Origin of the sequence: Micromonospora sp. NPDC007208, from assembly GCF_042869175.1 — a bacterium.
Lineage (GTDB): Bacteria > Actinomycetota > Actinomycetes > Mycobacteriales > Micromonosporaceae > Micromonospora > Micromonospora foliorum.
In genome coordinates this window covers 21,616-46,121 of record NZ_JBIAFG010000006.1, presented here as the reverse complement: position 1 = coordinate 46,121, position 24,506 = coordinate 21,616, and the positions used below count along the sequence as shown (strand labels likewise).

At 70.1% G+C, this 24,506-nt stretch carries 21 protein-coding genes, 1 tRNA gene and 1 pseudogene; 10 read left to right on the top strand and 13 right to left on the bottom strand.

Translation table 11 applies throughout. From position 1 onward, the window contains the following. Positions 1-8: 8 nt before the first annotated feature. Positions 9-1,190: a dephospho-CoA kinase gene (coaE, locus tag ACFYL6_RS14425; RefSeq protein WP_387171261.1), complete on the bottom strand. Its 1,182-nt coding sequence runs from the start codon at positions 1,188-1,190 to the stop codon at positions 9-11. A 365-nt stretch (positions 1,191-1,555) separates the two neighbouring features. After that, complete coding sequence (rpsA, locus tag ACFYL6_RS14420; protein WP_091407939.1) at positions 1,556-3,067, bottom strand: 30S ribosomal protein S1; 1,512 nt, start codon at positions 3,065-3,067, stop codon at positions 1,556-1,558. Between the two features lie 382 nt (positions 3,068-3,449). Here rpsA and ACFYL6_RS14415 point away from each other — a divergent pair, with 382 nt between their 5' ends. The 4 genes and pseudogenes from ACFYL6_RS14415 to ACFYL6_RS14400 all read left to right on the top strand — a co-directional run. Beyond that, a complete protein-coding gene (locus ACFYL6_RS14415) occupies positions 3,450-4,256 on the top strand; it encodes a class I SAM-dependent methyltransferase (RefSeq protein ID WP_387171260.1) in 807 nt (268 codons plus the stop codon). Between the two features lie 54 nt (positions 4,257-4,310). Continuing rightward, positions 4,311-4,916 carry a Uma2 family endonuclease gene (locus ACFYL6_RS14410; protein WP_387171258.1) on the top strand — a complete coding sequence of 202 codons (606 nt, stop codon included), beginning with the start codon at positions 4,311-4,313 and terminating at the stop codon, positions 4,914-4,916. A 36-nt stretch (positions 4,917-4,952) separates the two neighbouring features. Continuing rightward, complete coding sequence (locus ACFYL6_RS14405; RefSeq protein WP_387171257.1) at positions 4,953-5,171, top strand: DUF2945 domain-containing protein; 219 nt, start codon at positions 4,953-4,955, stop codon at positions 5,169-5,171. Continuing rightward, positions 5,158-5,502 (top strand): annotated as a pseudogene (locus ACFYL6_RS14400) (DUF3140 domain-containing protein); the annotation flags it as partial. The gene ACFYL6_RS14405 and the pseudogene ACFYL6_RS14400, both read left to right, overlap by 14 nt. A 252-nt stretch (positions 5,503-5,754) precedes the next feature. Here ACFYL6_RS14400 and polA read toward each other — a convergent pair. The 8 genes from polA to ACFYL6_RS14360 all read right to left on the bottom strand — a co-directional run bounded on the left by polA (position 5,755) and on the right by ACFYL6_RS14360 (position 15,812). Further along, positions 5,755-8,454, bottom strand: coding sequence for a DNA polymerase I (gene polA / locus ACFYL6_RS14395; protein WP_387171255.1), 2,700 nt, complete (start codon positions 8,452-8,454; stop codon positions 5,755-5,757). Positions 8,455-8,578: 124 nt separating this feature from the next. After that, a complete protein-coding gene (locus tag ACFYL6_RS14390; RefSeq protein WP_196924460.1) occupies positions 8,579-9,292 on the bottom strand; it encodes an ABC transporter ATP-binding protein in 714 nt (237 codons plus the stop codon). Further along, the gene (locus ACFYL6_RS14385) at positions 9,279-10,220 is read right to left on the bottom strand and encodes an ABC transporter ATP-binding protein (protein ID WP_387171253.1); all 942 of its coding nucleotides are present in this window, start codon (positions 10,218-10,220) and stop codon (positions 9,279-9,281) included. Before ACFYL6_RS14385 ends, ACFYL6_RS14390 begins: the two co-directional genes overlap by 14 nt. Next, entirely contained in the window at positions 10,213-11,370 is a 1,158-nt protein-coding gene (locus ACFYL6_RS14380) for a branched-chain amino acid ABC transporter permease (protein WP_387171251.1), read from the bottom strand. The genes ACFYL6_RS14385 and ACFYL6_RS14380 overlap by 8 nt, the downstream gene beginning before the upstream one ends. Further along, entirely contained in the window at positions 11,367-12,350 is a 984-nt protein-coding gene (locus tag ACFYL6_RS14375) for a branched-chain amino acid ABC transporter permease (protein WP_387171249.1), read from the bottom strand. The genes ACFYL6_RS14380 and ACFYL6_RS14375 overlap by 4 nt, the downstream gene beginning before the upstream one ends. A gap of 66 nt (positions 12,351-12,416) precedes the next feature. Next, entirely contained in the window at positions 12,417-13,568 is a 1,152-nt protein-coding gene (locus ACFYL6_RS14370; protein WP_387171247.1) for a branched-chain amino acid ABC transporter substrate-binding protein, read from the bottom strand. A gap of 366 nt (positions 13,569-13,934) precedes the next feature. Beyond that, positions 13,935-15,122, bottom strand: a complete 1,188-nt coding sequence (locus ACFYL6_RS14365) for a hypothetical protein (protein ID WP_387171246.1) — start codon at positions 15,120-15,122, stop codon at positions 13,935-13,937. 66 nt (positions 15,123-15,188) lie between these two features. Beyond that, on the bottom strand, positions 15,189-15,812 hold the full coding sequence (locus ACFYL6_RS14360; RefSeq protein ID WP_130402813.1) for an ANTAR domain-containing response regulator: 624 nt from the start codon (positions 15,810-15,812) through the stop codon (positions 15,189-15,191). Positions 15,813-15,917: 105 nt separating this feature from the next. Between ACFYL6_RS14360 and ACFYL6_RS14355 the strand changes: the two genes are divergently transcribed. Together ACFYL6_RS14355 and ACFYL6_RS14350 are read left to right on the top strand one after the other, a co-directional pair. Then, positions 15,918-15,994 (top strand) — tRNA-Leu (locus ACFYL6_RS14355). Positions 15,995-16,512: 518 nt separating this feature from the next. Next, entirely contained in the window at positions 16,513-16,776 is a 264-nt protein-coding gene (locus tag ACFYL6_RS14350; protein ID WP_387171244.1) for a hypothetical protein, read from the top strand. Between the two features lie 49 nt (positions 16,777-16,825). Here ACFYL6_RS14350 and ACFYL6_RS14345 read toward each other — a convergent pair whose 3' ends face one another. Then, positions 16,826-17,773, bottom strand: a complete 948-nt coding sequence (locus ACFYL6_RS14345; RefSeq protein ID WP_387171242.1) for an SDR family oxidoreductase — start codon at positions 17,771-17,773, stop codon at positions 16,826-16,828. A gap of 104 nt (positions 17,774-17,877) precedes the next feature. Here ACFYL6_RS14345 and ACFYL6_RS14340 point away from each other — a divergent pair, with 104 nt between their 5' ends. Both ACFYL6_RS14340 and ACFYL6_RS14335 read left to right on the top strand, forming a co-directional pair. After that, positions 17,878-18,480, top strand: coding sequence for a TetR family transcriptional regulator (locus ACFYL6_RS14340; RefSeq protein WP_387171240.1), 603 nt, complete (start codon positions 17,878-17,880; stop codon positions 18,478-18,480). Further along, positions 18,480-19,130 carry an NAD-dependent epimerase/dehydratase family protein gene (locus tag ACFYL6_RS14335; protein WP_387171238.1) on the top strand — a complete coding sequence of 217 codons (651 nt, stop codon included), beginning with the start codon at positions 18,480-18,482 and terminating at the stop codon, positions 19,128-19,130. Before ACFYL6_RS14340 ends, ACFYL6_RS14335 begins: the two co-directional genes overlap by 1 nt. A gap of 4 nt (positions 19,131-19,134) precedes the next feature. On the opposite strand, the gene ACFYL6_RS14330 is transcribed toward ACFYL6_RS14335, so the two are convergent. Then, positions 19,135-20,313 (bottom strand): trans-sulfuration enzyme family protein, encoded by a 1,179-nt coding sequence (locus ACFYL6_RS14330; protein WP_387171236.1) that lies wholly within the window; start codon positions 20,311-20,313, stop codon positions 19,135-19,137. A gap of 83 nt (positions 20,314-20,396) precedes the next feature. Between ACFYL6_RS14330 and ACFYL6_RS14325 the strand changes: the two genes are divergently transcribed. After that, positions 20,397-20,876 (top strand): Lrp/AsnC family transcriptional regulator, encoded by a 480-nt coding sequence (locus tag ACFYL6_RS14325; RefSeq protein ID WP_030334356.1) that lies wholly within the window; start codon positions 20,397-20,399, stop codon positions 20,874-20,876. A 72-nt stretch (positions 20,877-20,948) separates the two neighbouring features. Next, positions 20,949-21,959, top strand: a complete 1,011-nt coding sequence (locus tag ACFYL6_RS14320; RefSeq protein ID WP_387171234.1) for an LLM class flavin-dependent oxidoreductase — start codon at positions 20,949-20,951, stop codon at positions 21,957-21,959. Positions 21,960-22,159: 200 nt separating this feature from the next. Here the strand turns inward: ACFYL6_RS14320 and ACFYL6_RS14315 are convergent, their stop codons facing one another. Continuing rightward, positions 22,160-24,391: a cellulose binding domain-containing protein gene (locus ACFYL6_RS14315; protein WP_387171232.1), complete on the bottom strand. Its 2,232-nt coding sequence runs from the start codon at positions 24,389-24,391 to the stop codon at positions 22,160-22,162. Positions 24,392-24,506 lie beyond the last annotated feature (115 nt).

The following is a 24,506-nucleotide window of genomic DNA, read 5'->3' as shown; positions in this document are numbered from 1 at the left end:
GGATGCCCTCAGGGCCGCCAGCCGGTCTGCGCGGCCCACTGCTCGGCCCGCAGGTACTCCTCGTCGAACCACGGGTTGCGGGCCGTGCCGGAATCGCCGGCCTCCGGTGCCGCGTCGACGAGGTCGCGCTTGAGCAGCAGGTACGCGGCCCGCTGATCCGGGTCGGCACGCAGGTGGTCGCGCATCAGCAGCGCGTACCGCCAACCCGGCGAGTCCGCCATCCGCACGTGCAGACGAACCGGGCGGGCCGGGTCCGCGCTGCCGTGCAGCCGCTTCTCCCACCGGCCTCTGCCGGCCGGGCGCGGGTCGTCCCACCACTGCCCCGGCACCCGCGGGAACCCGGCGCCCGCCAGCCGATCGGCCAACGGCCCGTCGGCGTCGGCGAGGCTGGAGACCGCCACCTGCACGTCGATGACATTCTGGGCGGCCAGGCCGGGCACCGCCGTCGAACCGATGTGATCGATCCGTAGGGCGTCCGAGCCGAGCGCATGCTGGATCCGGGCGGCCAGCCGCGCGTACTGCTCGGGCCAACTCGCGTCGGCCTCGGCCATCTCGGCCGCGTCCGGCGGGACCACCCGCCGCTGGCGCAGGTTGTCCTCGTAGGGCACCAGCCGCCGCTTCCAGAGCACGTCGACGGCGTCGTGCAGCGCCGTCAGACTCCCGTCGTTGGTCAGCACCACGTCCGCCGCCGCCCGGCGGCGGGCGTCGTCGGCCTGGGCGGCGATCCGCCGCTCGGCCTCCGCGCGATCCATCCCCCGGTCGCGCGCCAGCCGCTCCAGTCGGGTCGACACGGCCGTCTGCACCACGACCACCAGGTGGTACGTCGGCGCGAGACCCACCTCGACCAGCAGCGGTACGTCGTTGACGACGATCGCGTCGGGTGCCGCCGCGGCGGCCAGCTCCGCGGTGCGGGCCCGGACCCGGGGGTGGGTGATCGCCTCCAGCCGACGCCGGGCGGTCTCGTCGGCGAACACCACCGCTCCCAGCGCGGCACGGTCGAGTGCGCCGTCGACGTCCAGCACCGCGTCGGAGAAGGCGGCGACGATCTCGGCCAGCCCGTCCGTACCCGGCGCCACCACCTCCCGGGCCACCCGGTCGGCGTCGATGAGCACCGCGCCCCGCTCAACGAGCCGCGCGGCCACCGCGCTCTTGCCCGACCCGATTCCGCCGGTCAACCCCACCCTCAGCACCCGAACAGTCAACCGGATCAACAAGCCCGCCGCCAAACCCACCCACGGCCCGGCGACCTCCCAACCCATCCCACCCCGGGCTCCGACCGGGCGAGTTGGCGGCGGGGTGGGTGTGCCCCGGGCGGACCGCCCCGGGCGCGGTCCGCCCGGCGGCTGGTGCGGACCGCCAAGATCGCGCTCGATCCATGATGTAGGGGCCTCGCGGACGCCGCATACCACTACATCCTGGATCGAGCACGATCTCGCGGGCGCGGGCGCGGGCGCGGGCACGGGCACGGGCGGGCGCGGGGTGGGTGGGAACGGCGGAGGCCCCGCCCCCAGCGATCCGGAGATCGCGGGGACGGGGCCCGTCGTCGTTCAGCGGGTCACTTACCGCCGGCGAGCTTCTCCCGCAGTGCGGCGAGCGCCTCGTCGGTGGCCAGGGTGCCGGCCGGCTCCTCGGCCTGCCGGCTCGGGGCCGGGCTGGACGAAGAGGTGGTGCCACCGCCACCGCCGCCGGCAGCGGCCGGGACGGCCGGAGTCGGGTTGGCGGCAGCCTCGGCGTCGGCGGCCCGAGAGGTCTGCACCTGCTTGGTGTGGGCCTCCCAGCGCAGACGAGCCTCGGCGTACTGGTTCTCCCAGGTCTCGCGCTGCTTGTCGTACCCCTCGAGCCACTCGCCCGTCTCCGGGTCGAAGCCCTCCGGGTAGATGTAGTTGCCCTCGGTGTCGTACGTCGCGGCCATGCCGTAGAGGGTCGGGTCGAAGTGCTCCTCGCCCTCGACGAAGCCCTCGTTGGCCTGCTTGAGCGACAGCGAGATCCGGCGGCGCTCGAGGTCGATGTCGATGACCTTGACCATGACCTCGGAGCCGACCTGGACGACCTGCTCCGGGATCTCCACGTGGCGCTCGGCCAGCTCGGAGATGTGGACCAGGCCCTCGATGCCGTCGTCCACGCGGACGAACGCACCGAACGGCACCAGCTTGGTGACCTTACCCGGCACGATCTGCTGGATCGCGTGGGTGCGGGCGAACTGCCGCCACGGGTCTTCCTGGGTCGCCTTCAGCGACAGCGAGACCCGCTCGCGGTCCAGGTCGACGTCCAGGACCTCGACCTCGACCTCCTGGCCCACCTCGACGACCTCGGACGGGTGGTCGATGTGCTTCCAGGAGAGCTCGGAGACGTGCACCAGACCGTCGACGCCGCCCAGGTCCACGAAGGCGCCGAAGTTGACGATCGAGGACACGACGCCCTTGCGGACCTGGCCCTTCTGCAGCTTGTTGAGGAACTCGGTGCGCACCTCGGACTGCGTCTGCTCGAGCCAGGCCCGGCGGGACAGAACCACGTTGTTGCGGTTCTTGTCCAGCTCGATGATCTTGGCCTCGAGCTCCCGCCCGACGTACGGCTGCAGGTCGCGCACACGACGCATCTCGACCAGGGACGCGGGCAGGAAGCCCCGCAGCCCGATGTCGAGGATGAGGCCGCCCTTGACCACCTCGATGACCGAACCGCGGACGACGCCGTCCTCGTCCTTGATCTTCTCGATCGTGCCCCAGGCCCGCTCGTACTGTGCCCGCTTCTTGGAGAGGATCAGACGACCCTCCTTGTCCTCCTTCTGGAGGACCAGGGCCTCGATGTGGTCGCCAACCGTCACAACCTCGGCGGGGTCCACGTCGTGCTTGATCGACAACTCCCGAGAGGGGATGACACCCTCGGTCTTGTAGCCGATGTCGAGCAGGACCTCGTCCCGATCGACCTTGACGACGGTGCCTTCGACAATGTCGCCGTCGTTGAAGTACTTGATGGTCTCGTCGATCGCGGCGAGGAAAGCCTCCTCGGAACCGAGATCGTCGTGGGTGACCCGGGTGGCGCTCGAGGGGGCCTCGATGCTGCTCGTCATGTGGGCGGTTGCTCCGGTCGGTGGGTTGTCACAGCAGGCTGGTGTGTCGCAGTGACCTGTTCGCGCCAGCGGATCCGTCGCCGGGCACACCGAACGATCGCCTAGTGAGATCATGATGTGGCTCCGTCGACCGCGCACCTGCTCCCTGCCGAGGCAACGCGATCCGCGAGCGCATCGTCTAGCCTACCGTGCGCATTACCACAGCGTGCAAGCCCTCCCGGGTTCTCTTCGTGCGATGACCTGCGAAAGCCGAACAATCGCCCGGAAAACACCCCTGCTGTCTCCTGCGTCACAGCAGACCCTCACGTCCCGCCGGCCGAGTCCCGCAGATCGTGGCCGCGCCGTCGTACCCAATGGGGTGGGTGGGGCCTAGCGTGAGCGCGTGGATGACGACAGCCGGGTTACCCGGCGCCGGGTGGGTGACGCCGAGGCCCGGCGGGCCAACCGCGGCTGGTGGGACACCGACGCCGACGACTACCAGGCCGAACACGGCGCGTTCCTCGGCGACGTGGACTTCGTGTGGTGCCCCGAGGGCCTGCGCGAGGCCGACGCCCGGCTGCTCGGCGACGTGTCGGGGCGGCGGGTGCTGGAGGTGGGCGCCGGCGCCGCGGCCGCCGCCCGCTGGCTCGCCACCCAGGGCGCCCGGCCGGTCGCCTTCGACCTGTCCGCCGGCATGTTGCGGCACGCCGCCGAGGCCGCCGACCGCACCGGGGTACGCGTACCGCTGGTGCAGGCCGACGCGCTCGCCCTGCCGTTCGCCGACCGGTCGTTCGACGTCGCCTGCACGGCGTTCGGCGCGATCCCGTTCGTGGACGACTCGGCGGCGCTGCTCGCCGAGGTGCACCGGGTGCTGCGCCCGGGCGGCCGGTGGGTGTTCTCGGTGACCCACCCGATGCGGTGGATCTTCCTCGACGACCCCGGCGAGGGCGGCCTGACGGCCGTGCACTCGTACTTCGACCGCTCCCCCTATGTGGAGCAGGACGAGGCCGGCGTGGCCACCTACGTCGAGCAGCACCGCACCCTCGGCGACCGGATCCGCGAGTTGGTCGGCGCCGGGTTCCGACTGTTGGACCTGGTGGAGCCGGAGTGGCCGGAGGGACATGAGGGGGTGTGGGGGCAGTGGAGCCCGCTGCGGGGCAGGCTCTTCCCCGGTACCGCCATCTTCGTCACCGAGAAGCCCACCGGGTGAGCGCCGCACGCGGAGTGCGACGGACCCGCACGCCGCGGGCGCTACGGTCCGCCGGTGAGCGCATGGCCGAACCCGACACCACCGGACCGCTGGCGTACGGACCCGGCACGACAACAGCGCGCCGACTATCAGGTCGTCGACCTGCAGAACCTGCCGGACGACGACTCGCCGCGCGTCGAACTCGTCGACGGAGCACTCCAGGTGATGCCCTTCCCCACCCTGGGCCACCAGGACATCGCCGGCCTGCTCTGGACGTGGCTGCGCTGCCACGCACCCGCGGAATTCCGAGTCACCCAGGCCGTCGCGGTCGAGCTCAGCTACGACAGCAGCCGACGCCCGGATGTCCTGTTGTGCCGCGCCGACGTGCCGTCCGACCGGTCCTGGCTACGACCGGAGGACGTCCTGCTCGCCGTGGAGATCGTTTCGTCCGGCACACGACGCGTCGACCGGTTCGCGAAACCGGGTGAGTACGCCGCCGCCGGCATCCCCTTCTACTGGCGGATCGAGCAGGACCCGGTGCACGTGTACGCGTACCGGATCGGCGACCGGGTGGGGCCGGGCGGTGAGCGACAGTACGAGCTGGTCGCCGACGGCGCCGACGTGATCGAACTGACCGAGCCGTTCGGCATCACGCTGCCGGTCGCCGAGATCACCCCGTAGTCGTTTCGCCCCGGCCGCCTCGGGTAGCCGACGACCATGGCCGAACAGAGATTCCACGAGGGCGACCATGTCTCCTGGTCGGCCCACGGCAGCCGCGCGTACGGCGTGGTGCGGGGGACGATCACCGAGCGGACGCGGATCCGCGGGCGCGCCGTGAACGCGGCCCCTGACGACCCGCAGTACCGGGTCCGCAGTGACGGCACGGGCCGCGACGTGGCCCACCGCCCCGAGGCGCTGCGTCATGAGCAGAAGTGACGACGGCCGGGACACCTACCGGGAGTTCACCGAAGCGGTGAACATGAAGCCCGGTGAGCTGTCCACGTGGCTGGAGACCGACGAGGCCAAGCAGGTCGGCTGGCACAAGGGCGGCCACGCTGGTGGTGGCGAGTCCGTCGGACACGAGTCCGGCCGGAAGATCATCAACTTGCTCCGTCGCAAACGGGGTGACCTGTCCGAGGGCGACTACAAGCACATGCGCAAGGTGGTCGGCTACGTACGCCGGCACATGGCGCAGCGCCCCTCCGGCGACGTCCGCGACACCAAGTGGCGCTGGTCCCTCATGAACTGGGGCCACGACCCCCTGAAGTAGCCGGTCACCCCGCAAGATCCGCGCAACGTCGGTGAAGTTGGCCCCTCACAACGCCAGGACCCAGCAAGTTCCCCGAAGTTGCGCGAATCTTGGAACGGTGCGCGCCCGGCGGGGCCTGATCGACAACACCAACGCCCGCGACCCGGACGACCCGGTCAGGGGTTCCGGGCGGCCCGACCCACGCAGGGATCAAGCCTGACCGCCCGGAGTGGGTCGGGCCGCCCGGAACCCCCACACCGCAACCACAGATCAGTGATCAGCGCTGTTCCAGTCGCGGCCCAGACCGACCGATACCTCCAGCGGCACCGACAGCGGGTAGGCCCCGCCCATCTCCTGCCGGACCAGGGCCTCCAACGCCTCCCGCTCACCCGGGGCGACCTCGAAGACCAGCTCGTCGTGCACCTGCAGCAGCATCCGTGAGCGCAGCCCGGCGTCGCGGAGCGCGGTGTCGACGTGCAGCATCGCCACCTTGATGATGTCGGCGGCGGAGCCCTGGATGGGCGCGTTGAGCGCCATCCGCTCGGCGATGTCGCGGCGCTGCCGGTTGTCGCTGACCAGGTCGGGCAGGTAGCGGCGCCGACCCAGGATGGTCGAGGTGTAGCCGTCCTGCCGGGCCCGGGCGACCACCTGCTGGAGGTAGTCGCGCACCCCGCCGAAGCCGGCGAAGTAGTTCTCCATCAGCCCGCGCGCCTCTTCGGTGCTGATGTTGAGCTGCTGGGACAGACCGAAGGCGCTGAGCCCGTACGCCAGGCCGTAGTTCATGGCCTTGATCTTGCGGCGCTGGTCGGGGGTGACCTCGTCGAGCGGCACCCCGAAGACCGACGAGGCGGTGGCGGCGTGGAAGTCGGCGCCGGAGTTGAACGCGTCGATCAGCGCGTCGTCCGAACTGAGGTGCGCCATGATGCGCATCTCGATCTGGCTGTAGTCGGCGGTGAGCAGACTCTCGTAGCCCTCCCCCACCACGAAGGCCCGCCGGATCCGGCGGCCCTCCTCGGTGCGGATCGGGATGTTCTGCAGGTTGGGCTCGGTGGAGGAGAGCCGACCGGTGGCCGCCACTGTCTGGTTGAAGGTGGTGTGGATCCGGCCGTCGTCGGAGACCGACTTGAGCAGCCCGTCGACTGTCGACTTGAGCTTGGCCACGTCCCGGTGACGTAGCAGGTGGGCCAGCACCGGGTGCGGCTGCTGCACGTAGAGCCACTGCAGGGCGTCGGCGTCGGTGGTGTAACCCGTCTTGATCTTCTTGGTCTTCGGCAGGCCCAGCTCGGTGAAGAGGATCTCCTGCAGCTGCTTGGGCGAGCCGAGGTTGAACTCCCGGCCGACCGCCTCGTACGCGCCCTGCGCGGCGGCCTTCACCTCGGCGGCGAAGTGGGCCTCCAGCTCGGACAGGTAGTGGGTGTCGGCGGCGATGCCGGTGCTCTCCATGGTGGCCAGCACCCGCATCAACGGCAGCTCCACGCCGGCCATCAGCCGGGCGGACTGCTCGCCGTCGCGGGACAGCTCGGCGTCGATCGCGTCGGCCAGGTCGAGGGTGGCCCGGGCCTGGAGCATCAGGTTCTGCTCCACCACCCCCTCGTCGCCGAGGCCGTCGAGGGTGAGCTGGCCGGACTCCGGGACGTCCACCCGCAGCTCCCGGTGCAGGTAGCGCAGCGCCAGGTCGGTCAGGTCGTAGGACCGCTGGTCGGGGCGGGCCAGGTACGCGGCGATCTGGGTGTCGCGGACGATGCCGGCGAGTTGCCAGCCGTGCGCGGCGCAGGCCAGCACGGCCGGCTTGCTGTCGTGCAGCACCTTGGGGCGCTGCTCGTCGGCCAACCAACTGCCCAGGGCGGCCTCGTCGGTCGGGTCGAGCTGCGCCGGGTCGACCCAGGCCGCCGCACCGCCGGCGGTGGCCAGCGCGAGACCGGTGATCGAGGCGGTGTGCCGGCGGTTGGGGCCGGTGTCGAGTTTGACCGCCAACCCGACCTGGGTGCCGGTGGGGACGTGTGTGGTCAGCCAGCCGGCCAGTGCGCCGGGCTCTGTGAGCACCTCGCCGGTGAGGTCGAAGCCGGACTCGGCCTCCGGCTCGACCGACTCCAGGTACTGGTAGAGGCGGTCGCGCAGGATGCGGAACTCCAGGGTGTCGAAGACCTGGTGGACGGCCTCCCGGTCCCAACCCGTCCAGCGGGTGTCCTCCGGGCGCAGCGGCAGCTCCAGGTCGGAGACGAGGCAGTTGATCTCGTAGTTGCGGATCACGTCGGCGAGCCGCTCCCGCAGGCTGTCGCCGGCCTTGCCCTTGATCTCGTCGGCGCGGGCGATCACGCCCTCCACCCCGCCGTACGTGGTGATCCACTTGGCGGCGGTCTTCGGGCCGACGCCCGGGATGCCGGGCAGGTTGTCACTGGTCTCGCCGACCAGCGCGGCGAGGTCCCGGTACTGCTGGGGCGGAACGCCGTACTTCGCCTCGATCGCCGCCGGGTCCATCCGGGCCAGGTCGGAGACGCCCTTGCGCGGGTAGAGGACGGTGATCTGGTCGTCGACCAGCTGGAACGCATCGCGGTCACCGCTGCTGATCAGCACCGACATGCCCTGGTCGCGGGCCTGGCAGGCGAGCGTGGCGATCACGTCGTCGGCCTCGAAGCCCTCTTTCTCCACCACCGGGATCTGCAGCGCGGCCAGGACCTCCTTGACGAGGCTGACCTGGCCCTTGAAGTCGGTCGGGGTCTCGCTGCGGCCGGCCTTGTACTCCGCGTACTTGTCGGTGCGGAAGGAACGGCGGGAGACGTCGAAGGCCACGACGATGTGGGTGGGCTGCTCGTCGCGCAGCACGTTGATCAGCATCGAGGTGAAGCCGTACACCGCGTTGGTCGGCTGACCCGTCGTGGTGGAGAAGTTTTCCACGGGCAGGGCGAAGAAAGCCCGGTATGCCATGGAATGTCCGTCGACGAGAAGCAGGCGCGGTGTCGTAGCTGTCACGGCAGCGACTCTAGTCCGTCGTACCGACATCCCTGGCCCTCGGCACGGGGTGCCGCGACGCCGAGCCGAACGGCGGCGGCCGGCCACCCCCGCGAGGGGATGACCGGCCGCCGACGCGGGTGGCTCAGGCCACGCCGAGGTACGCCTCCTTGACCGACGGATCGTGCAGCAGGTCCTGACCGGACCCCTCCTTCACGATCTGACCGGTCTCCAGCACGTAGCCGCGGTGTGCCCGCGACAGCGCCTGCTGGGCGTTCTGCTCCACCAGCAGGATCGTGGTGCCCTGCTGGTTGATCTCGGTGATGATGTCGAAGATCTGCCGGATCACCAACGGGGCCAGCCCCATCGACGGCTCGTCGAGCAGCAGCAGCTTCGGTCGGCTCATCAGCGCCCGACCGACCGCGAGCATCTGCTGCTCGCCGCCGGAAAGGGTGCCACCGGCCTGCTTACGCCGCTCGGCCAACCGCGGGAAGAGGGTCAGCACCCGCTCCAGGTCGGAGGCGATGCCGGCGGAGTCCCGCCGGGTGTACGCCCCCATGTCCAGGTTCTCCATGACCGTCATACCCGGGAAGATCTGCCGTCCCTCGGGCGACTGACACAGCCCCCGGACCACCCGCAGGTCGGCCCGGAGCTTGCTGATGTCCTCGCCGTTGAACGTGATCTTTCCCTCGGCCAGGGACCGGGTCCCGGAGATGGCCCGCATGGTGGTGGTCTTACCGGCGCCGTTCGCGCCGATCAGGGCCACCACCTCACCCTCGTTGACGGTGAGGCTGATCCCGTGCAGCGCCTCGATCCGGCCGTACGCGACGGCGACGTTCTCCAGCTCAAGCAGCGTCATCGGCGGGCTCCCCCAGGTACGCGGCGATCACCTTCGGATCGCGGCTGACCTCCGCGGGCGCACCCTCGGCGATCTTGCGGCCGAACTCCAGCACCACGATCCGGTCGGTGACCCCCATGACCAGCCGCATGTCGTGCTCGATGAGCAGGACGGTCAGGCCCATGTCACGGATCTTGCGGATCAGGGTGAGGAGCTCCTCCTTCTCCGCCGGGTTGAAGCCGGCGGCCGGCTCGTCCAGGCAGATCAGCTTCGGCTCGGTGGCCAACGCGCGGGCGATCTCCAACCGACGCTGGTAGCCGTACGGCAGGTTGCGCGCCTCGTCGTTGGCCCGGTCGGCGATCCCGACGAAGCGGAGCAGCTCGAGCGCCTTGTTCTCGGCCGCCCGCTCCTCCAGGATGTGCCGGGACAGGCCGAAGATCTTGGCGGCCGACAGGCGCACCTGCTGCCAGGTCCGGACGATCCCGGACGCGGCGGTGACCTGCGGCAGCTCCTCTGGCTTGGGCCGCACCCGGTAGAGCCGGAACAGCGCCCCGGGCACGCTCGTCTTGTGCCGGGAGTCGGTCCCGACCATGACGTTCTCCAGCGCCGTCATCTCCGGGAAGAGCCGGATGTTCTGGAACGTCCGGGAGATGCCCAGCTGGCTGATCTGGTGCGGCTTGCGGCCGGTCACCTTCTGGCCGCGGAACCGGACCGCGCCGGAGGTCGGCTTGTAGACCCCGGTCATCACGTTGAAGCTGGTGGTCTTGCCGGCGCCGTTCGGCCCGATGAGGCCGAGGATCTCGCCCTCGTAGATCTGGAAATTGATCTTGTCGAGGGCGACCACACCGCCGAAGCGAAGCGTGACGTCGTCGACTTCGAGCAGGACCGTCCGGGGCCCCGCCTGCGTCGGGATCTTCGGCGTGGTGGTGCTGGTGGACTGGTCAGACATGAGCGGGCGCCTCCTCTGCCTCTGCCGCGCGGTCCTTCAACTCGCGGGCACGCCGCCGGCTCGGGACCAGGCCCTGCGGACGCAGGATCATCACCAACACCATGGCCAGACCGAAGACCAACCACCGGTAGTCGGCGAAGTCGCGGAACCGCTCCGGCAGGTACGCCAGCAGCACCGCGCCGAGCGAGACGCCGATCATGTTGCCGGAACCACCGACCACCACCATGGCCACGAACAGGATGGACAGGTTCGCGTTGAACTGGGTCGGGTCGATGAACGCGTTCCGGCTGCCGAAGAGGAAGCCCGACAGGCCACCGAGCGCCGCACCGATGGCGAACGCCCAGAGCTTGAACTTGAACGGGTACACGCCCATCACCGCGGCGGCGTCCTCGTCCTCCCGCACGGCCAACCACGCCCGGCCGACCCGGCTGTGCTCCAGCCGACGGACCAGGAACACCATGATCAGTACGAACGTGATCGCCAACCAGTACCAGGGCTTCGCGTCGATCAGACCGAAGACCTTGTTGTCCGGCGACGGCGCGCCCTCGGGACCGGGGATGGCCGAGATACCGACCGGGCCGTTGGTGAGCCCGGTGGCGTTACGGGCCACGATGCGGATGATCTCGCCGAAGCCCAGCGTCACGATGGCGAGGTAGTCACCGCGCAGCCGCAGCGTCGGCCAGCCCAGCAGCACCCCGGAGATCATCGTCAGCACGATCGCGATGAACAGGCAGATCGCCCAGGTCACCGCCCAGGTCGGCGGCAGGTTGAACTCCTGCTGGATCCACTTCACCACCGGCGAGTTCACCGAACCGAACAGCGCCACGCTGTACGCCCCGATGGCGAAGAAGCCGATGTAGCCCAGGTCGAGCAGGCCGGCGAGACCGACCACCACGTTCAGGCCGATGGCCACAAGCACGTAGATGGCACAGACGAAGAGCACACCCGCCCAGTTGTTACCGCCCTCGATCGAGTCGGTACGCAACCAGGTCAGGCCCGGAATGCCGAGCAGTGGCAGGTAGTAGAGGATCGCCACGAAGGCGGCGAGCCCGAGGGCCTGCTGCCACTTCGTCAGCGCCCGCCAACGGTCGCCGATGGAGGTCAGCATGCCGACCCGGCGGCGGTCTGCGGTGCGAATCTTGTCCATCATGCGCGGGCCCTCCCGAGCGACTCACCCAACAGGCCGGTGGGCCGGAACATCAGCACCACGATCAGCACCACGAAGGCGATGACGTCCTCCCAGTTGGAGGCGAAGAGCGTGGCGCCGTAGACCTCGACGATGCCGAGGAAGAGACCACCCAGCAGCGCGCCGCGCAGGTTGCCGATGCCACCGAGCACGGCGGCGGTGAACGCCTTCAGGCCGAGCACGAAGCCGATGCTGTTCTGGGTGAAGCCGAACCGCATGCTCCACAACAGCGCGGCGGCGCCGGCCATGATGCCACCGAGCACGAAGATCAGCATGATCACGCGCTCCTGGTTGACGCCCATCAGCGCGGCGGTCTCCGGGTTCTGGGCCACGGCCCGCACGCCCCGGCCGTACCGGGTGCGGTTGATGAACCAGTCCAGCACCGCCATCATCGCCACCGCCGCCACGAAGACGATCAGCTGGATGTTCGTGATCGCGGTGTTGCCGATGGTGAACAGGGTCTCCTGCTGGATGATCGTCGGCATGCCGACGATCTGCCGGGGCCGACCGAAGACATCCGGCAGCGCGCCGCCGAGCAGCTTGGGCAGCACCTGCCCGAAGAGCTCCACGAAGACCAGCGACAGACCGATCGCGGTGATCAGGAAGATCAGCGGCGGCGCGTTCTTGCGCCGCAGCGGCCGGTACGCGACCCGCTCGAGCGCCAGCGCCGTACCGCCCGAGGCGACCGCCGCGACGATGAGGCCGAGCACCAGGAACAGGATCGCCTGGCCGATGGGGGGGTTATTTTTCACCCCGAGCTGGTTCCACAGGATCAGCACCGAGAAGGTGCCGACCATGAAGACCTCGGAGTGTGCGAAGTTGATCAGACGAAGGACGCCATAGACGAGTGTGTAGCCAAGGGCGATCAGGGCGTAGATGGCGCCCTTGGAAAGGCCATCGACCGTGTGCTGGCCGAGATGACCGATCAGTTCATCGAAATGCACCGGGGGTCTCCTTGAATCGAGTGCGGCCGGGGTGAAACACCCCGGCCGCACTCCATTTCGTGGGCGTCAGCTGAGCTTGAGCTCCTGCAGCGCCTCGATAGCCTCGCCCTTGATCTGGTAGGCCCAGATGACGACCTTCGACGGGTCGACGTCGCCCTTGGAGTCGAACTTGATGTACTTCGACACACCCTGCTTGTCGTACGACTTCACGAACGCCAGGATGTCCGCCCGGCTCTTCTTGCCAGCCTTGAAGGCGTCCAGGTAGATCGTCGCGCCGTCGAAGCCCTCAGCGCCGTAGGAGCCCGGCGGGATGCCGTACTCCTTCTGGAAGTCGGCGGCGAAGGTGCCGCCGGCCTTGTCGGCCGGGAGGCACGGGCAGGTGATGATGGCGCCCTCGGCGCCGCCGGAGGCACCCTTCGGGAACGCGGTGTCGTAGAGACCGTCCGGGCCGACGAACTTGGCCTGGACACCAGCGGCACGCATCTGCTTCACCAGCGGAGCGGCCTCACGGGTGTAACCGCCGTAGAAGACGAAGTCGGCCTGCGCGGCCTTGATCTTGGAGATGGTGGCGTCGAACTGCGCCTGCCGCTCCTGGATCTTGTCCTTGTTCACCACCAGCGGGCCGAGCTGCTTGCCCAGCTCCTCGGTGATGCCCGCGCCGTAGGCGCTGGCGTCATCGATCATGAAGACCTTCTTCGCGTTCTGGGTCTTCATGTAGCTGGCCACGGCACCGGCCTGCGTGCCGTCGTGACCGACAACCCGGTAGAAGGACGTGTTGCCCTTCTGGGTCAGGTCCGTGCGGGTCGCCGACGGGCTGACCATCGCCAGGCCAGCAGCCTGGTAGATCGGCATCGTCGCGTCCGACTCACCGGAGAAGTGACCACCGATGACACCGAGGAACGAGTTGTCCCCCGCGATCTGGTTCGCGAACGGGGTCGCCACCGCGGGGTCACCCTGGGTGTCGAACTCCTGCATCGTGACCTTGCAGTCCGGGTTCGCCGCGTTGAACTGCTTCACGGCCAGCTTCGCGCCGTTCAGCGACGGGATCACCAGACCCGCGTTGTCACCCGTGAACGCACCGAAGATCGCAATCTTGCCACCGCAGTCACCCGACGCGGTCCCACCTTCGCCGCCACCGGAATCCTGGCAACCAGCCGCAACCACCAGGGTCGCGGCGAGCGCCACGGTGCCCAGCGCCCGTACATAGCTTCGCCTCACGGCTTCCTGACCTCCTCGAGATGCGGACGCGGCTGACCCGAAGCGACGGCGACAGCAGCTGACCCGCAATTCCACCCACCCCGCAGGGACTCCCCCTGCGTTACGGCTCGTGATGGCGGAGCGTACCGACACGACATACCGTCCCGGAAGGCCTGAAGGCTGGGTCTGCGAAACCGTTACGAAGACGTGGGCAATCATGTCGATGTCCGTAACAGGTGAATCCGCCAGACGGTCCTTAAATCCACGCGCGGTCGAAGTCCACCCGCACCAACCCGGACCGCTCGCACCTGACAATAAGCCGACTGACCTGCGGAAACGTCCGCGCGCGTCGCGCACCGGGGTGAAGCGTCACCGCACCGTCGCCGTTCAGGCGCCCGGGCCGGCCGCCCACCACAACCCGGCGCGGGTGCCGTCGTCCGCCGCCAACCACCACCGGTCACCCACCGCCACCAGCGTCACGTCCCGATCAACGCCCGCCGGCACATCGAGTGGCGTCGCCGCCTCCCGCCACGACCCACCCCGATCGGTCGACACCCAGACCGAATGCCGCGCCCCATCCGTCACCGCGGCGAACAGGCTGCCCCCGGACGACACCAGCGACCCCACCCCCAGCACCCCGGCCCCAGCCCGCCGCCCGAACGTCCCGGCGGCCACCCAACCCGCAGCCTCCTGCCGCCACGCGCCGAACGTCCCCCCACGCAGCCCGACCGCCACCGGCACGCCGTCGGCCAGCACCACCCGCTGCATCTCCTCGTACTCCGACCCACCCGGCAACACCGTGCGCCGCCACGACCGCCCGTCCGGCGACGACCACACCGCCGGGTCACGGTCGATCCGGCCAGCCGGCAACAAACCACCCACCGCCAACCACCCCGACGACGTCGCCACCGCGTCGAACGCCCAGGTCACCCCCACCGCGTCACTGGCCAGCTCCGGTGCACCCTCGACCAGTGCGAACTCCGCCGCGTCCGGCGACCCCACCCAGGACGCGGCACCCGCCGACCGGTTACCGACGATCAACCAACCCCGCGGACCGGCCGCCAACCGGGAAACGTTCACCGCCGTCGGCCCGCCGTACGTCTCGAACGACGCCTGCACCTCGACCAACGCCCCGTCGGCCACCTGCCGCCACGTACTCACCCGCGGATAGCCGTGCGCACCACCGACCTTCGCGCCGATCAACGCCACCTGCCCGTCCCGGCAGGCCGCCGACAGGAACACGTTCTGCCGCCCGTAGAAGGAATCCGGACGCACCGTCAGCACCGTCCACGTCGTACCGTCCACGCTGGTCCAGGCCGCCGGGCGCGTGCCACCGGCGGCGTCCACGACGCCACCGACCACGAACCACCGACCCGCGCACGACGCCGCGTCCCGCACCAGCGGACGGCCCGAGCCACCCGGCGGAGCCGGCAGCGTCAGCGGCTGCCAACCCGGCCGCAGCACCGGCGCGGCGGCCGTCGTCGACCCCCCGCCGCTCGGCGCGGCCGGCCCGTCGCACCCGGCGAGCAGCAGCACGAAGAGGCCGAACACCGCGATCACCCGTCGGACGGACACCCGTCGATGCTAACCACCAGACCCCGCGCACGGTGGCCCTGCGCAGCCCGTTCTCACACGGAGTGCTCAGACGGTCGGCTGCTGCGACACCTCGCCACCGGCGGTCTCCGCGAGGATCCGCTCGGCGACCTCTTTCATGGTCATCCGGTGGTCCATCGCCGTGCGCTGGATCCACTTGAACGCCTGCGGCTCGGTCATCCCGTACGTGGTCATCAGCGCGCCCTTGGCGCGCTCCACCGACTTACGGATCTCCAGGCGGTCGGTCAGGCTGGCGACCTCCGCCTCCAGGGCCGCGACCTCCGAGTAACGCGACAGCGCGATCTCCACCGCCGGGACCAGGTCGCTCTTCTGGAAAGGCTTCACGAGGTACGCCATCGCGCCCGCCGCGCGGGCCCGCTCCACAAGGTCACGCTGGCTGAACGCGGTCAGAATGATCACCGGGGCGATCCGGGCGCCGGCGATGCGCTCGGCCGCGGCCAGCCCGTCCATGATCGGCATCTTGATGTCGAGGATGACGAGATCGGGCTTCAACTCCTCGGCGAGGCGCACGGCTGTCTCGCCGTCACCGGCCTCCCCCACCACCTCGTAACCCTCTTCGACAAGCATCTCGGCGAGGTCCAGCCGGATCAGCGCCTCGTCCTCGGCGATCAGTACGCGCCTGCGCTCGGCATCCGTCGGCATCTCAGCCACCAGCCCTACCCCCACCAGTCATAAGCCGACACCAACCCGACCGGGTGTCGCCGCCCTCAGCGTAGTAGGTAACCTATGAGAGGCCACCAGAGCATTCGGCCAAGCGTCCCCGTATTCCAACCGGCAGAGAAGCGGAGCTCAAACCTCCGACAGTGTGGGTTCGAATCCCACCGGGGGCACCAAAAGTGTCGTACGGCTGTTCCAAAATCGTGCTGTGCACCCACCTGAACTGCGCCTACGAGCACGGCAGCAGCACCTCGCCGGCAGCACGGTCGCTGAGGTCGCCCGACGACTGAGACTTCCCTATCCGACCGTCCGCGGCTGGTGCAGGGGGCAGGCTGAGCCACAACAGCAGGGCACCGAGTCCCGTTGTTTCCGCTGCCGGCCCAACGTCAACATTCAGACAGATCCGTCTTCATACCTCTACCTGCTCGGCCTCTACCTGGGCGACGGTCATCTCGCCACGTCCGCCCGGGTCCCGGTGCTTCGCATCGCCTGCAGCGACAGCTGGCCAGGCCTGATCGAGGCCTGTGACGCCGCTATGCGAGCGGTGCTCGCCGCGAGGGTGCAGCGCGTCCAGCAGGTTGGCTGCGTCAGCGTGCAAAGTTCCGGCAAGCACTGGCCGTGCCTGCTCCCCCAGCATGGCCCTGGCAAGAAACACGAACGCCCAATCATCTTGGCCGACTGGCAGCGCGATCTCGTGACGGCACAACCGGGCGACTTCCTGCGCGGACTGTTCCACTCCGACGGCTGTCGCTTCGCCAACCGGGTGACCGTGCGCGGCAGGGCGTACGTCTACCCGCGCTACATGTTCGTCAACGAGTCGGCCGACATCATGGGGCTCTGCCAGTGGAGCCTCGACCTGCTCGGTGTCGCCTGGCGGATGAACCGCCGCAACTCACTGTCGGTGGCACGGCGCCAGGCGGTCGCCACGCTGGACCGGCACGTCGGCCCGAAGTCCTGACCGCCGCGACGTTCTGGGCGACGGCCGGCGGCCGGTCCGCCCCGACGGTTCAGCGCACCGCCGTCCGGGTCTGCGGGTACCGGACGCCGGTGAGCCGCTCGGACTCCCGCCACAACCGGTCGGCGACCTCGGTGTCGCCGGCCCGGGAGGACTTCCGGGCGACCGCCGGCTGGCCGGTGAGGCCCAGCCTTCCGCCCGGTCCGTAGTACTGACCGGCGACGGCGTCCGGGCTGGTCGCTGCGTAGAGGGTGGGCAGTGCGCCCTGGTCGGCCTGCTGCCAGAAGCCGGGGATGAGCATGGTCAGCCGGGTTGCCAGCGGGACGCGGGTGGTGGCCCGGCCGAGGCTGGGGCCGACGGCCTGGAGGTTGGTGTGGGCGGCACCGGGGTGGGCGGCAGCGCTGAGCAGCCCCCAGCCGTGCTGATCGCTACGGCGCTGGAGTTCACCGGCGAACAGCAGTGTCGCGAGCTTGGACTGGGCGTACGCGCGACTCGGGCCGTAGCGCCGCTCGCTCTGAAGGTCGGTGAGGTCGATCCGGCCGACGAAGTGGGTACCGCTGCTGAGGCTGACCACGCGCGGGGCCGGTGCGGCCGCGAGCAGGGGCAACAGCCGTCCGGTGAGCGCGAAGTGACCCAGGTGGTTGGTGCCGAACTGAAGTTCGAAGCCGTCGGCGGTGATCTGTCGGGTCGGGACGGCCATCACGCCGGCGTTGTTGATCAGCAGGTCGAGCGGTCGTTCCCGCTCGGTGAGCCGTTGGGCGAAGGCGGTTACCGAGGAGAGGCGGGACAGGTCGAGTGCCTCGACGCGCAGCCGGGCGTCGGGTGCGGTGGTCCGGATGTCGGCGGCGGCGGTTTCGCCCTTGGCGGTGCTGCGGACGGCGAGGACGACCTCGGCGCCCGCGGCGGCGAGTTGGCGGGCGGCCTCCAGCCCGATGCCGCTGTTGGCGCCGGTGACGACGGCGAGCCGGCCGGTCTGGTCGGGAACGGTGAAGTCGGACATGTGAATCCCCCTGATCGAGTAACTGACTAGTTGGTTACTCGATCCAGCGAAGCACGCTTTCGAGGAATTAGCAACTAACCAGTTGGTCAGCTAGCCTGTCCGGTATGGCAAGGGACGCGGAAGACACCCGTCGGCGGCTGTTGGCCGCCGCTGCCGACGAGTTCGCGACGCGCGGCATCGCCGGCGCCCGGGTCGACCGGATCGCGGCGGCGGCCAGCGCGAACAAGGCATTGATCTACACCTACTTCGGCAACAAGGATCAGCTCTTCGACGCGGTCTTCGACGCGCTGGTGGTCCGCACGGCGGCGGACGTGCCGATCGACGCGGACGACCTGCCCGGGTACGCGGGCCGCCTGTTCGACGTCAACCACGCCCAGCCGCAGGCGCTGCGCCTGCTGCTCTGGCACTCGCTGGAGCGCGGTGGAATGGCGGCGCTCCCGCCGGCGGTGGTGGCGTCGAACGCGGACAAGACAGCCGCCATCGCCGCCGCCCAGCACGCCGGCCGGGTCAGCGACCGGTACCCGGCCGAGGAGCTGCTATTGCTGGTTGTTGGTCTGTCGATGCTCGGCTCGGCCGAGTTGGCGCCGGCACCGGACGCGGAAGCGCTGGCCAGCCGTCGGCGAACAGTGATCGACGCGGTGGCGAGACTGGTCCGACCCGGTCCGGAAGGGCCGGATGGCGAGATCGACGACAGGGGTGGGATCTGATGCGGGTGGTGGTCTTCGGTGCGACCGGGATGGTCGGTCAGGGCGTGTTGCGCGAGTGCCTGCTCGCCGACGACGTGCGGGAGGTGCTGACGGTCGGTCGGCGGCCGACCGGTCGGCAGGATCCGAAGCTGCGGGAGTTGACCGTCGCGGACGTGGGCGAGTTGGACGCGGTGCGGGCGGAGTTGACAGGTGTCGACGCGTGTTTCTACTGCCTGGGGGTGTCCTCGTTGGGTCTGGACGAGGCCGCGTACACGCGGGTCAGCTACGACTACCCGTTGGCGGCGGCGCGGTTGTTCGCTGAGGTGAGCCCGCAGGTCACGTTCGTCTACGTCTCGGGTCAGGGGACCGATTCGTCGGGTCAGGGTCGGGTGATGTGGGCGCGGGTCAAGGGTCGCGCCGAGAACGCGATCATGGATCTGCTGCCCAACGGTTACGCGGCTCGGCCGGGGTTCATCCAGCCGACGTACGGGGCGGTGTCGAGGACGCGGTGGTACCGGTTCGCGTACGCGGTCACGCGTCCGCTCTTCCCGGTGCTGCGTCGGTTGCTGCCGAACCAGGTCACCACGACCGACGGGATCGGTCGGGCGATGGTGCGGGTGGCTCGGCAGGGTTCGCCCGTGCGGGTGTTGGGCAACCGCGAGTTGCGCTGACCGGTCAGGTGATCGTGTCGAGGGCCTGGGCGAGGTCGGTGCGCAGGTCCTCGGGGTCTTCGAGGCCGACGGAGAGGCGCAGCAGGGCGGCGGCGGGTTTGGCGTCGCCCTCGACCGGTCGGTGGGTGAGGGAGGCGGGGTGCTGGATGAGGGTGTCCACCCCGCCGAGGGACACCGCGTGGGTGATGAGGCGGCAGGCGCCGGCGACGGCGGCCGCGGCGGGCGCGCCGCCGCGTACCTCGAAGGCGAGCAGGCTGCCGGGTCCGGCCATCTGACGCCCGACCAGCGCCGCCGGGTCGTGCACCGAGGGGTGGTGCACCCGGTGTACGGCGGGGTGGCTGGCCAGCCAACCGGCGAGTTTCTCGGCGGTGGCCTGTTGGGCGCGGACCCGCAGCGGCAGGGTTTGCAGGCCGCGGTGCAGCAGGTAGCCGCCGAGGGGGTGCAGGATCGCGCCGGTGACCGCGCGGACCTGGCGTAGCCGTGCGGCCCAGGTGTTGTCGCAGGCGACGACGCCGGCGAGGACGTCGCCGTGCCCGCCGATGCTCTTGGTGGCGCTGTGCAGGACGAGGGTGGCGCCGTGCCGGGCGGGTTGTTGCAGGACGGGGGTGGCGACGGTGTTGTCGACAAGCAGCGGGATGTCGCCGGCCTCGGCGGCGAGGGCGGCGATGTCGACCAGGTCGACTGTGGGGTTGGCGGGTGTCTCGACGATGACCAGTGCGGTGTCGGGGCGGATGGCGGCGGCGACCTCGTGGGGGCGCGTCCAGGTGACGGTGGTGCCGAGCAGGCCGGTGGCGAGGACGTGGTCGGTGCCGCCGTAGAGGGGTCGGACGGCGACGACGTGCCGGTGGTCGTCGCGGGTGGCGGCGAGCAGGGTGGCGGTGAGGGCGGCCATTCCGCTGGCGAAGGCGACGGCCTGGGCGGTGCCTTCCAGTTCGGCGAGGGCTGTTTCGAAGCGGGCGACGGTCGGGTTCCAGAGCCGTTGGTAGACGGCGCTGCCGTCGGCGGGGAGGGTGCCGCCGGTGGCGAGTCGTTCGTACGCGGCGCCGCCGTCGTCGACGGACGGCAGCGGGTTGGTGGTGGACAGGTCGATGGGTGGTACGTGCACGCCGAGGGTGCGCAGGTCGTCGCGGCCGGCGTGCACGGCCCGGGTGTCCATCGTTGTCATGGCGGTAGCGTCGAACATCTGCCTGTCAGCGGGCAATACTTCGGCAGATCATTCTGCGAATAGCATTTGTTTCGGTGGCGGGTTCGGGTGAGGATGGCGGAATGCCCCCTGAGCCGAATGATGTGCGGCCGTACCCGGCCCTGGACGAGGTGGACCGCGCGATCCTGACCGAGTTGGCCGCGGATGGCCGGCTGCCGAACAACGCCCTCGCCGAACGGGTGGGTGTGGCGCCGTCGACGTGCCTGACGCGGACGCGGGCGCTGCGTGAGCGCGGTGCGATCCGTGGTTTCCACGCCGAGGTGGATCCGGCGGCGCTCGGTCTGCCGTTGCAGGCGTTGGTGTCGGTGCGGTTGACCGCGCACGAGCGGGCGGCGGTGGACGCGTTCCGGGCCCGGTCGGTGCGGCTGCCGGGGGTGGTGTCGGTGTTCCACGTGGCCGGTGCGGAGGACTATGTGTTGCATGTGCGGGCGGCGTCCGGCGACGCGTTACGGGACTTCGTGCTGGACCACCTGGCGGTCGACCCGGTGGTGCAGCACACCCAGACGAGTCTGATCTTCGAGCAGGCGCGCGGGATGGGTTGAGCGGCGGGTGAGGTGGCCGACGAAAACCCGTATGCCGGAACAATTCCGGCCGGCGACGGGTTGGCTGACCGTGTGATCACCGTACCGTTGTCTGTTCTTGATCTTGCCCCGGTCGCCAAGGGCACCACCGCTGGCGCGGCGTTGCAGGCCACCACGGAGTTGGCGCGCCGCACCGAGGAGTTGGGCTACCACCGGTTCTGGGTGGCCGAGCACCACAACATGCCGGCGATCGCCAGCTCGGCCCCCGCGGTGCTGCTGGCGCACCTGGCGGCGAACACCTCGACGATCCGGCTGGGCTCGGGCGGGGTGATGCTGCCCAACCACGCGCCGCTGGTGGTGGCCGAGCAGTTCGGCACCCTGGAGGCGCTGCACCCCGGTCGGATCGACCTGGGCATCGGACGGGCGCCGGGCACCGACCAGGTGACCGCGCTGGCGTTGCGGCGCACCATGGAGGGCCTGTCGGCGGAGGGTTTCCCGCGCGAGCTGACGGACCTGATGAACTACTTCAGCGGGGAGAAGCCTGGGCAGATCATCGCCACTCCGGGCCGCGGTGAGCAGCCGGCCGTGTGGCTGTTGGGCTCCAGCGGTTTCAGCGCCCAGCTCGCCGGCCTGCTCGGTCTGCCGTTCTCCTTCGCGCACCACTTCAGCTCGCAGAACACCCTGCCGGCGTTGGCCCTGTACCGGCAGAACTTCCGGCCGTCGCAGTGGCTGGACAAGCCGTACGCGATGGTGGCGGTCAACGCGGTGTGCGCGGAGACCGACGAGCGGGCCGAATGGTTGGCCGGGCCGAGCGCCCTGTCGTTCCTGAAGTTGCGCTCCGGGCGGCCGGAGCCGCTGTCGACGCCCGACGAGGCGGCGGCGTACCCGTACTCGGAGATTGAGCGGGAGTTCGTCCTGCAACGCCGTGACGGTCAGGCGTTGGGCTCGCCGGAGACGGTGCGTCGACAGCTGACCGAGCTGGTGGAGCGCACCGGCGCGGACGAGCTGATGCTGACCACGCTGGTGTACGACGTGCAGGACCGGGTGCGGTCGTACGAGTTGATCGCCGAGCAGGTGGCGGGCGGTCTGCGTCGGAGCGCGTGAAACACGATCTTCACGTCAGCGTCACCCTGCCGACCCGGACGGTGCCTAATGTTGGTGCCGGTGGTGGTACGGCATTCCCGGTCGGGACGGGTTGGGAATGCCGCGGTGTGGCGCACCGGGCCGGAGCTGAGCGGATTCCGCGGCTGCGGCCCGGTGCCTGCCACCCTAGGCGACCCCGCTCGGGATCGCCAGGGTTTGCATCAACGTAGGTGGATGTCCGGCGTTGGTGGGGTGCCCATTCCGTTGCCGATGAAGAACCCCGGGTGCGGCGGTTGGTTGTAGGCGGTGTTCTGCCACGCGATGGCCACCCGGTACTGCGGGTCGTGCATCAGGGTGTAGATCCGGGTGCTGGTCGGGGTGGGTGTGCTGTAGATGCGCAACGCCCGGCTGTCGGTGGTCCGCCAGACCACCTCCTCGCGCCAGTCGCCCAGGATGTCGCCGGAGAGCGCCGGCGTGGACTTGGTGCCGTTGTTGGACGCCACCCCACTGCCGTCGAGCAGCCGGGTCTCGCCGCCGGTGCCGTACTTGTCGATCTTCGTGCCGTCGAGCAGTTCCCGCACCGGGTCGCCGTCCCACCAGGCGAGGAAGTTGGCCGAGGACGGCTTGCGGCCCACGTTCTGCCCCCTGGTGTTGGCCAGTCCGGCGACCGCTGACGACCACGACTCCGCGCCGGGGCTGCCCGCCCAGATGTCCGCGGAGACACCCCGGCCGTTGTCGCCGGACGCCGGCGTGGACCAGAGGACCTGACCGGTACGGGCGTCGGCGAAGTAGGAGCTGGGCTTGCTGCCGTCCTCGTCGACCTTGAACACCTCCAGGCCGGCGCGGCCCGGGTCCAGGTCCCCGACGTGCAGGGCGTCGCCATGGCCGTTGCCCGTCGAGTGGAGCAGCCGGCCGTTGTCGTCGATGGTCGCGGCCCCGTACACGATCTCCTGGCGACCGTCGGCGTCGACGTCGGCCACGGAGAGCTGGTGGTTGCCCTGACCGGCGGCGGCGCCGTTGCCGGAGGAGTTCGAGTCGAACGTCCAGCGCTTGCGCAGCGTGCCGTCGCGGAAGTCCCAGGCCGCGATCACCGCGCGGGTGTAGTAACCCCGGGCCATGATCAGCGAGGGGCGCTGCCCGTCCAGGTACGCGGTGCCGGCCAGGAACCGGTCCACCCGGTTGCCGTACGAGTCACCCCAGGACGACACGGTGCCGCGCGGCGGGTCGTAGGTGACTGTGGAAGCGACCGCGCCGGTCTGACCGTTGAACATGGTCAGGTACTCCGGGCCGGACAACACGTAGCCGCTGGAGTTGCGGTAGTCCGCCGACGACGAGCCGATGAGCTGACCGGTGCCGGAGCGGGTGCCGTCGGCGGTCTTCATGGCCACCTCGGCGCGGCCGTCGCCGTCGTAGTCGTACACCTGGAACTGGGTGTAGTGGGCGCCGGCCCGGATGTTGCGGCCCAGGTCGATCCGCCACAACCGGGTGCCGGTGAGGGTGTACGCGTCGACGTAGACGTTGCCGGTGTAGCCGGACTGGGAGTTGTCCTTGGCGTTCGACGGTTCCCACTTGAGCACGATCTCGTAGCTGCCGTCACCGTTGAGATCACCGACGGAGGCGTCGCTGGCGCTGTACGAGTAGCTCTCGCCGCTCGGGGTGCTGCCCCCGGCCGGCACCTGCAACGGCACGTCCAGGTAGCCCGCGCCGAACTGCAACGCCGGCGCCGACGCCGCCTGCTCGGCGCCGCCCACCACGGCCCGCACGGTGTACGCCGAGCCGGCCGCCGCGCCGCTGTCGAGGTAGTTGGTGGCGCCGGTGATCGGGCTGGCGTTGACCCTGGTGGATCCGCGGTAGAGGTTGAACGCCACCCCGGAGGTCTCGGTGCCGAGCAGCCGCCAGGAGACCAGGTTGCCGCTGCCGGAGCGGACGCTGACCAGCCCCCGGTCCAGGTCCTCCATCTGCACCACTCCGGCCGCGGGCGGAGGCGTGGTCGGGGGTGGCGTGGTGGGTGGCGGGGTGGTCGGTTCGTCGGTGGGTGGGGCGCCGGTGCAGGTGGTGCCGTTGAGCGCGAAGCTGCTCGGCACCGGGTTGCTGCCGGTCCACGAACCGTTGAAACCGAACGCGGCACTGCCGTTCGTGACGATGGCGACGTTGTGGTCGACGTTGCGCGCGGTGATCTGGGCGCCGGACTGGGTGACGGTGGCGTTCCACGCCTGGGTGACCTGTTGGCCCGCGGCGTACGACCAGGTGAGGGTCCACCCATTGACCGGGTCGCCGAGGTTGGTGACGGTGACGTTGGCGCCGAAGCCGCCCTGCCACTGGTTGGTGATCTGATAGTCGACCCGGCAGCCGACGGCGGCGGCCGAGGCGACGACCGTGCCGAGGGTGCCGGCCACGACGGTGGCCGCCGTCGTGGCGGCGAGCAGGATCAGCCGATGTCTGGACGGGTGCATGCACTGCCTCCGGGGATCCGGTGGTGATCGCTGCGGCCCACCAGCCCTGCCCGGGAAGCACAGTGGACCGACCCTGCCGCGACGGCGGCGGACGGCGATCTGATCGGGTGAAACG

Excerpts from the sequence above, each read along its gene's own strand:
- rpsA (WP_091407939.1), bottom strand. The coding sequence starts at position 3,067 with ATGACGAGCAGCATCGAGGCCCCCTCGAGCGCCACCCGGGTCACCCAC.
- ACFYL6_RS14405 (WP_387171257.1), top strand. The coding sequence starts at position 4,953 with ATGGCCGAACAGAGATTCCACGAGGGCGACCATGTCTCCTGGTCGGCC.
- ACFYL6_RS14390 (WP_196924460.1), bottom strand. The coding sequence starts at position 9,292 with ATGACGCTGCTTGAGCTGGAGAACGTCGCCGTCGCGTACGGCCGGATC.
- ACFYL6_RS14385 (WP_387171253.1), bottom strand. The coding sequence starts at position 10,220 with ATGTCTGACCAGTCCACCAGCACCACCACGCCGAAGATCCCGACGCAG.
- ACFYL6_RS14380 (WP_387171251.1), bottom strand. The coding sequence starts at position 11,370 with ATGATGGACAAGATTCGCACCGCAGACCGCCGCCGGGTCGGCATGCTG.
- ACFYL6_RS14345 (WP_387171242.1), bottom strand. The coding sequence starts at position 17,773 with ATGTCCGACTTCACCGTTCCCGACCAGACCGGCCGGCTCGCCGTCGTC.
- ACFYL6_RS14340 (WP_387171240.1), top strand. The coding sequence starts at position 17,878 with ATGGCAAGGGACGCGGAAGACACCCGTCGGCGGCTGTTGGCCGCCGCT.
- ACFYL6_RS14335 (WP_387171238.1), top strand. The coding sequence starts at position 18,480 with ATGCGGGTGGTGGTCTTCGGTGCGACCGGGATGGTCGGTCAGGGCGTG.
- ACFYL6_RS14330 (WP_387171236.1), bottom strand. The coding sequence starts at position 20,313 with ATGTTCGACGCTACCGCCATGACAACGATGGACACCCGGGCCGTGCAC.
- ACFYL6_RS14325 (WP_030334356.1), top strand. The coding sequence starts at position 20,397 with ATGCCCCCTGAGCCGAATGATGTGCGGCCGTACCCGGCCCTGGACGAG.
- ACFYL6_RS14315 (WP_387171232.1), bottom strand. The coding sequence starts at position 24,391 with ATGCACCCGTCCAGACATCGGCTGATCCTGCTCGCCGCCACGACGGCG.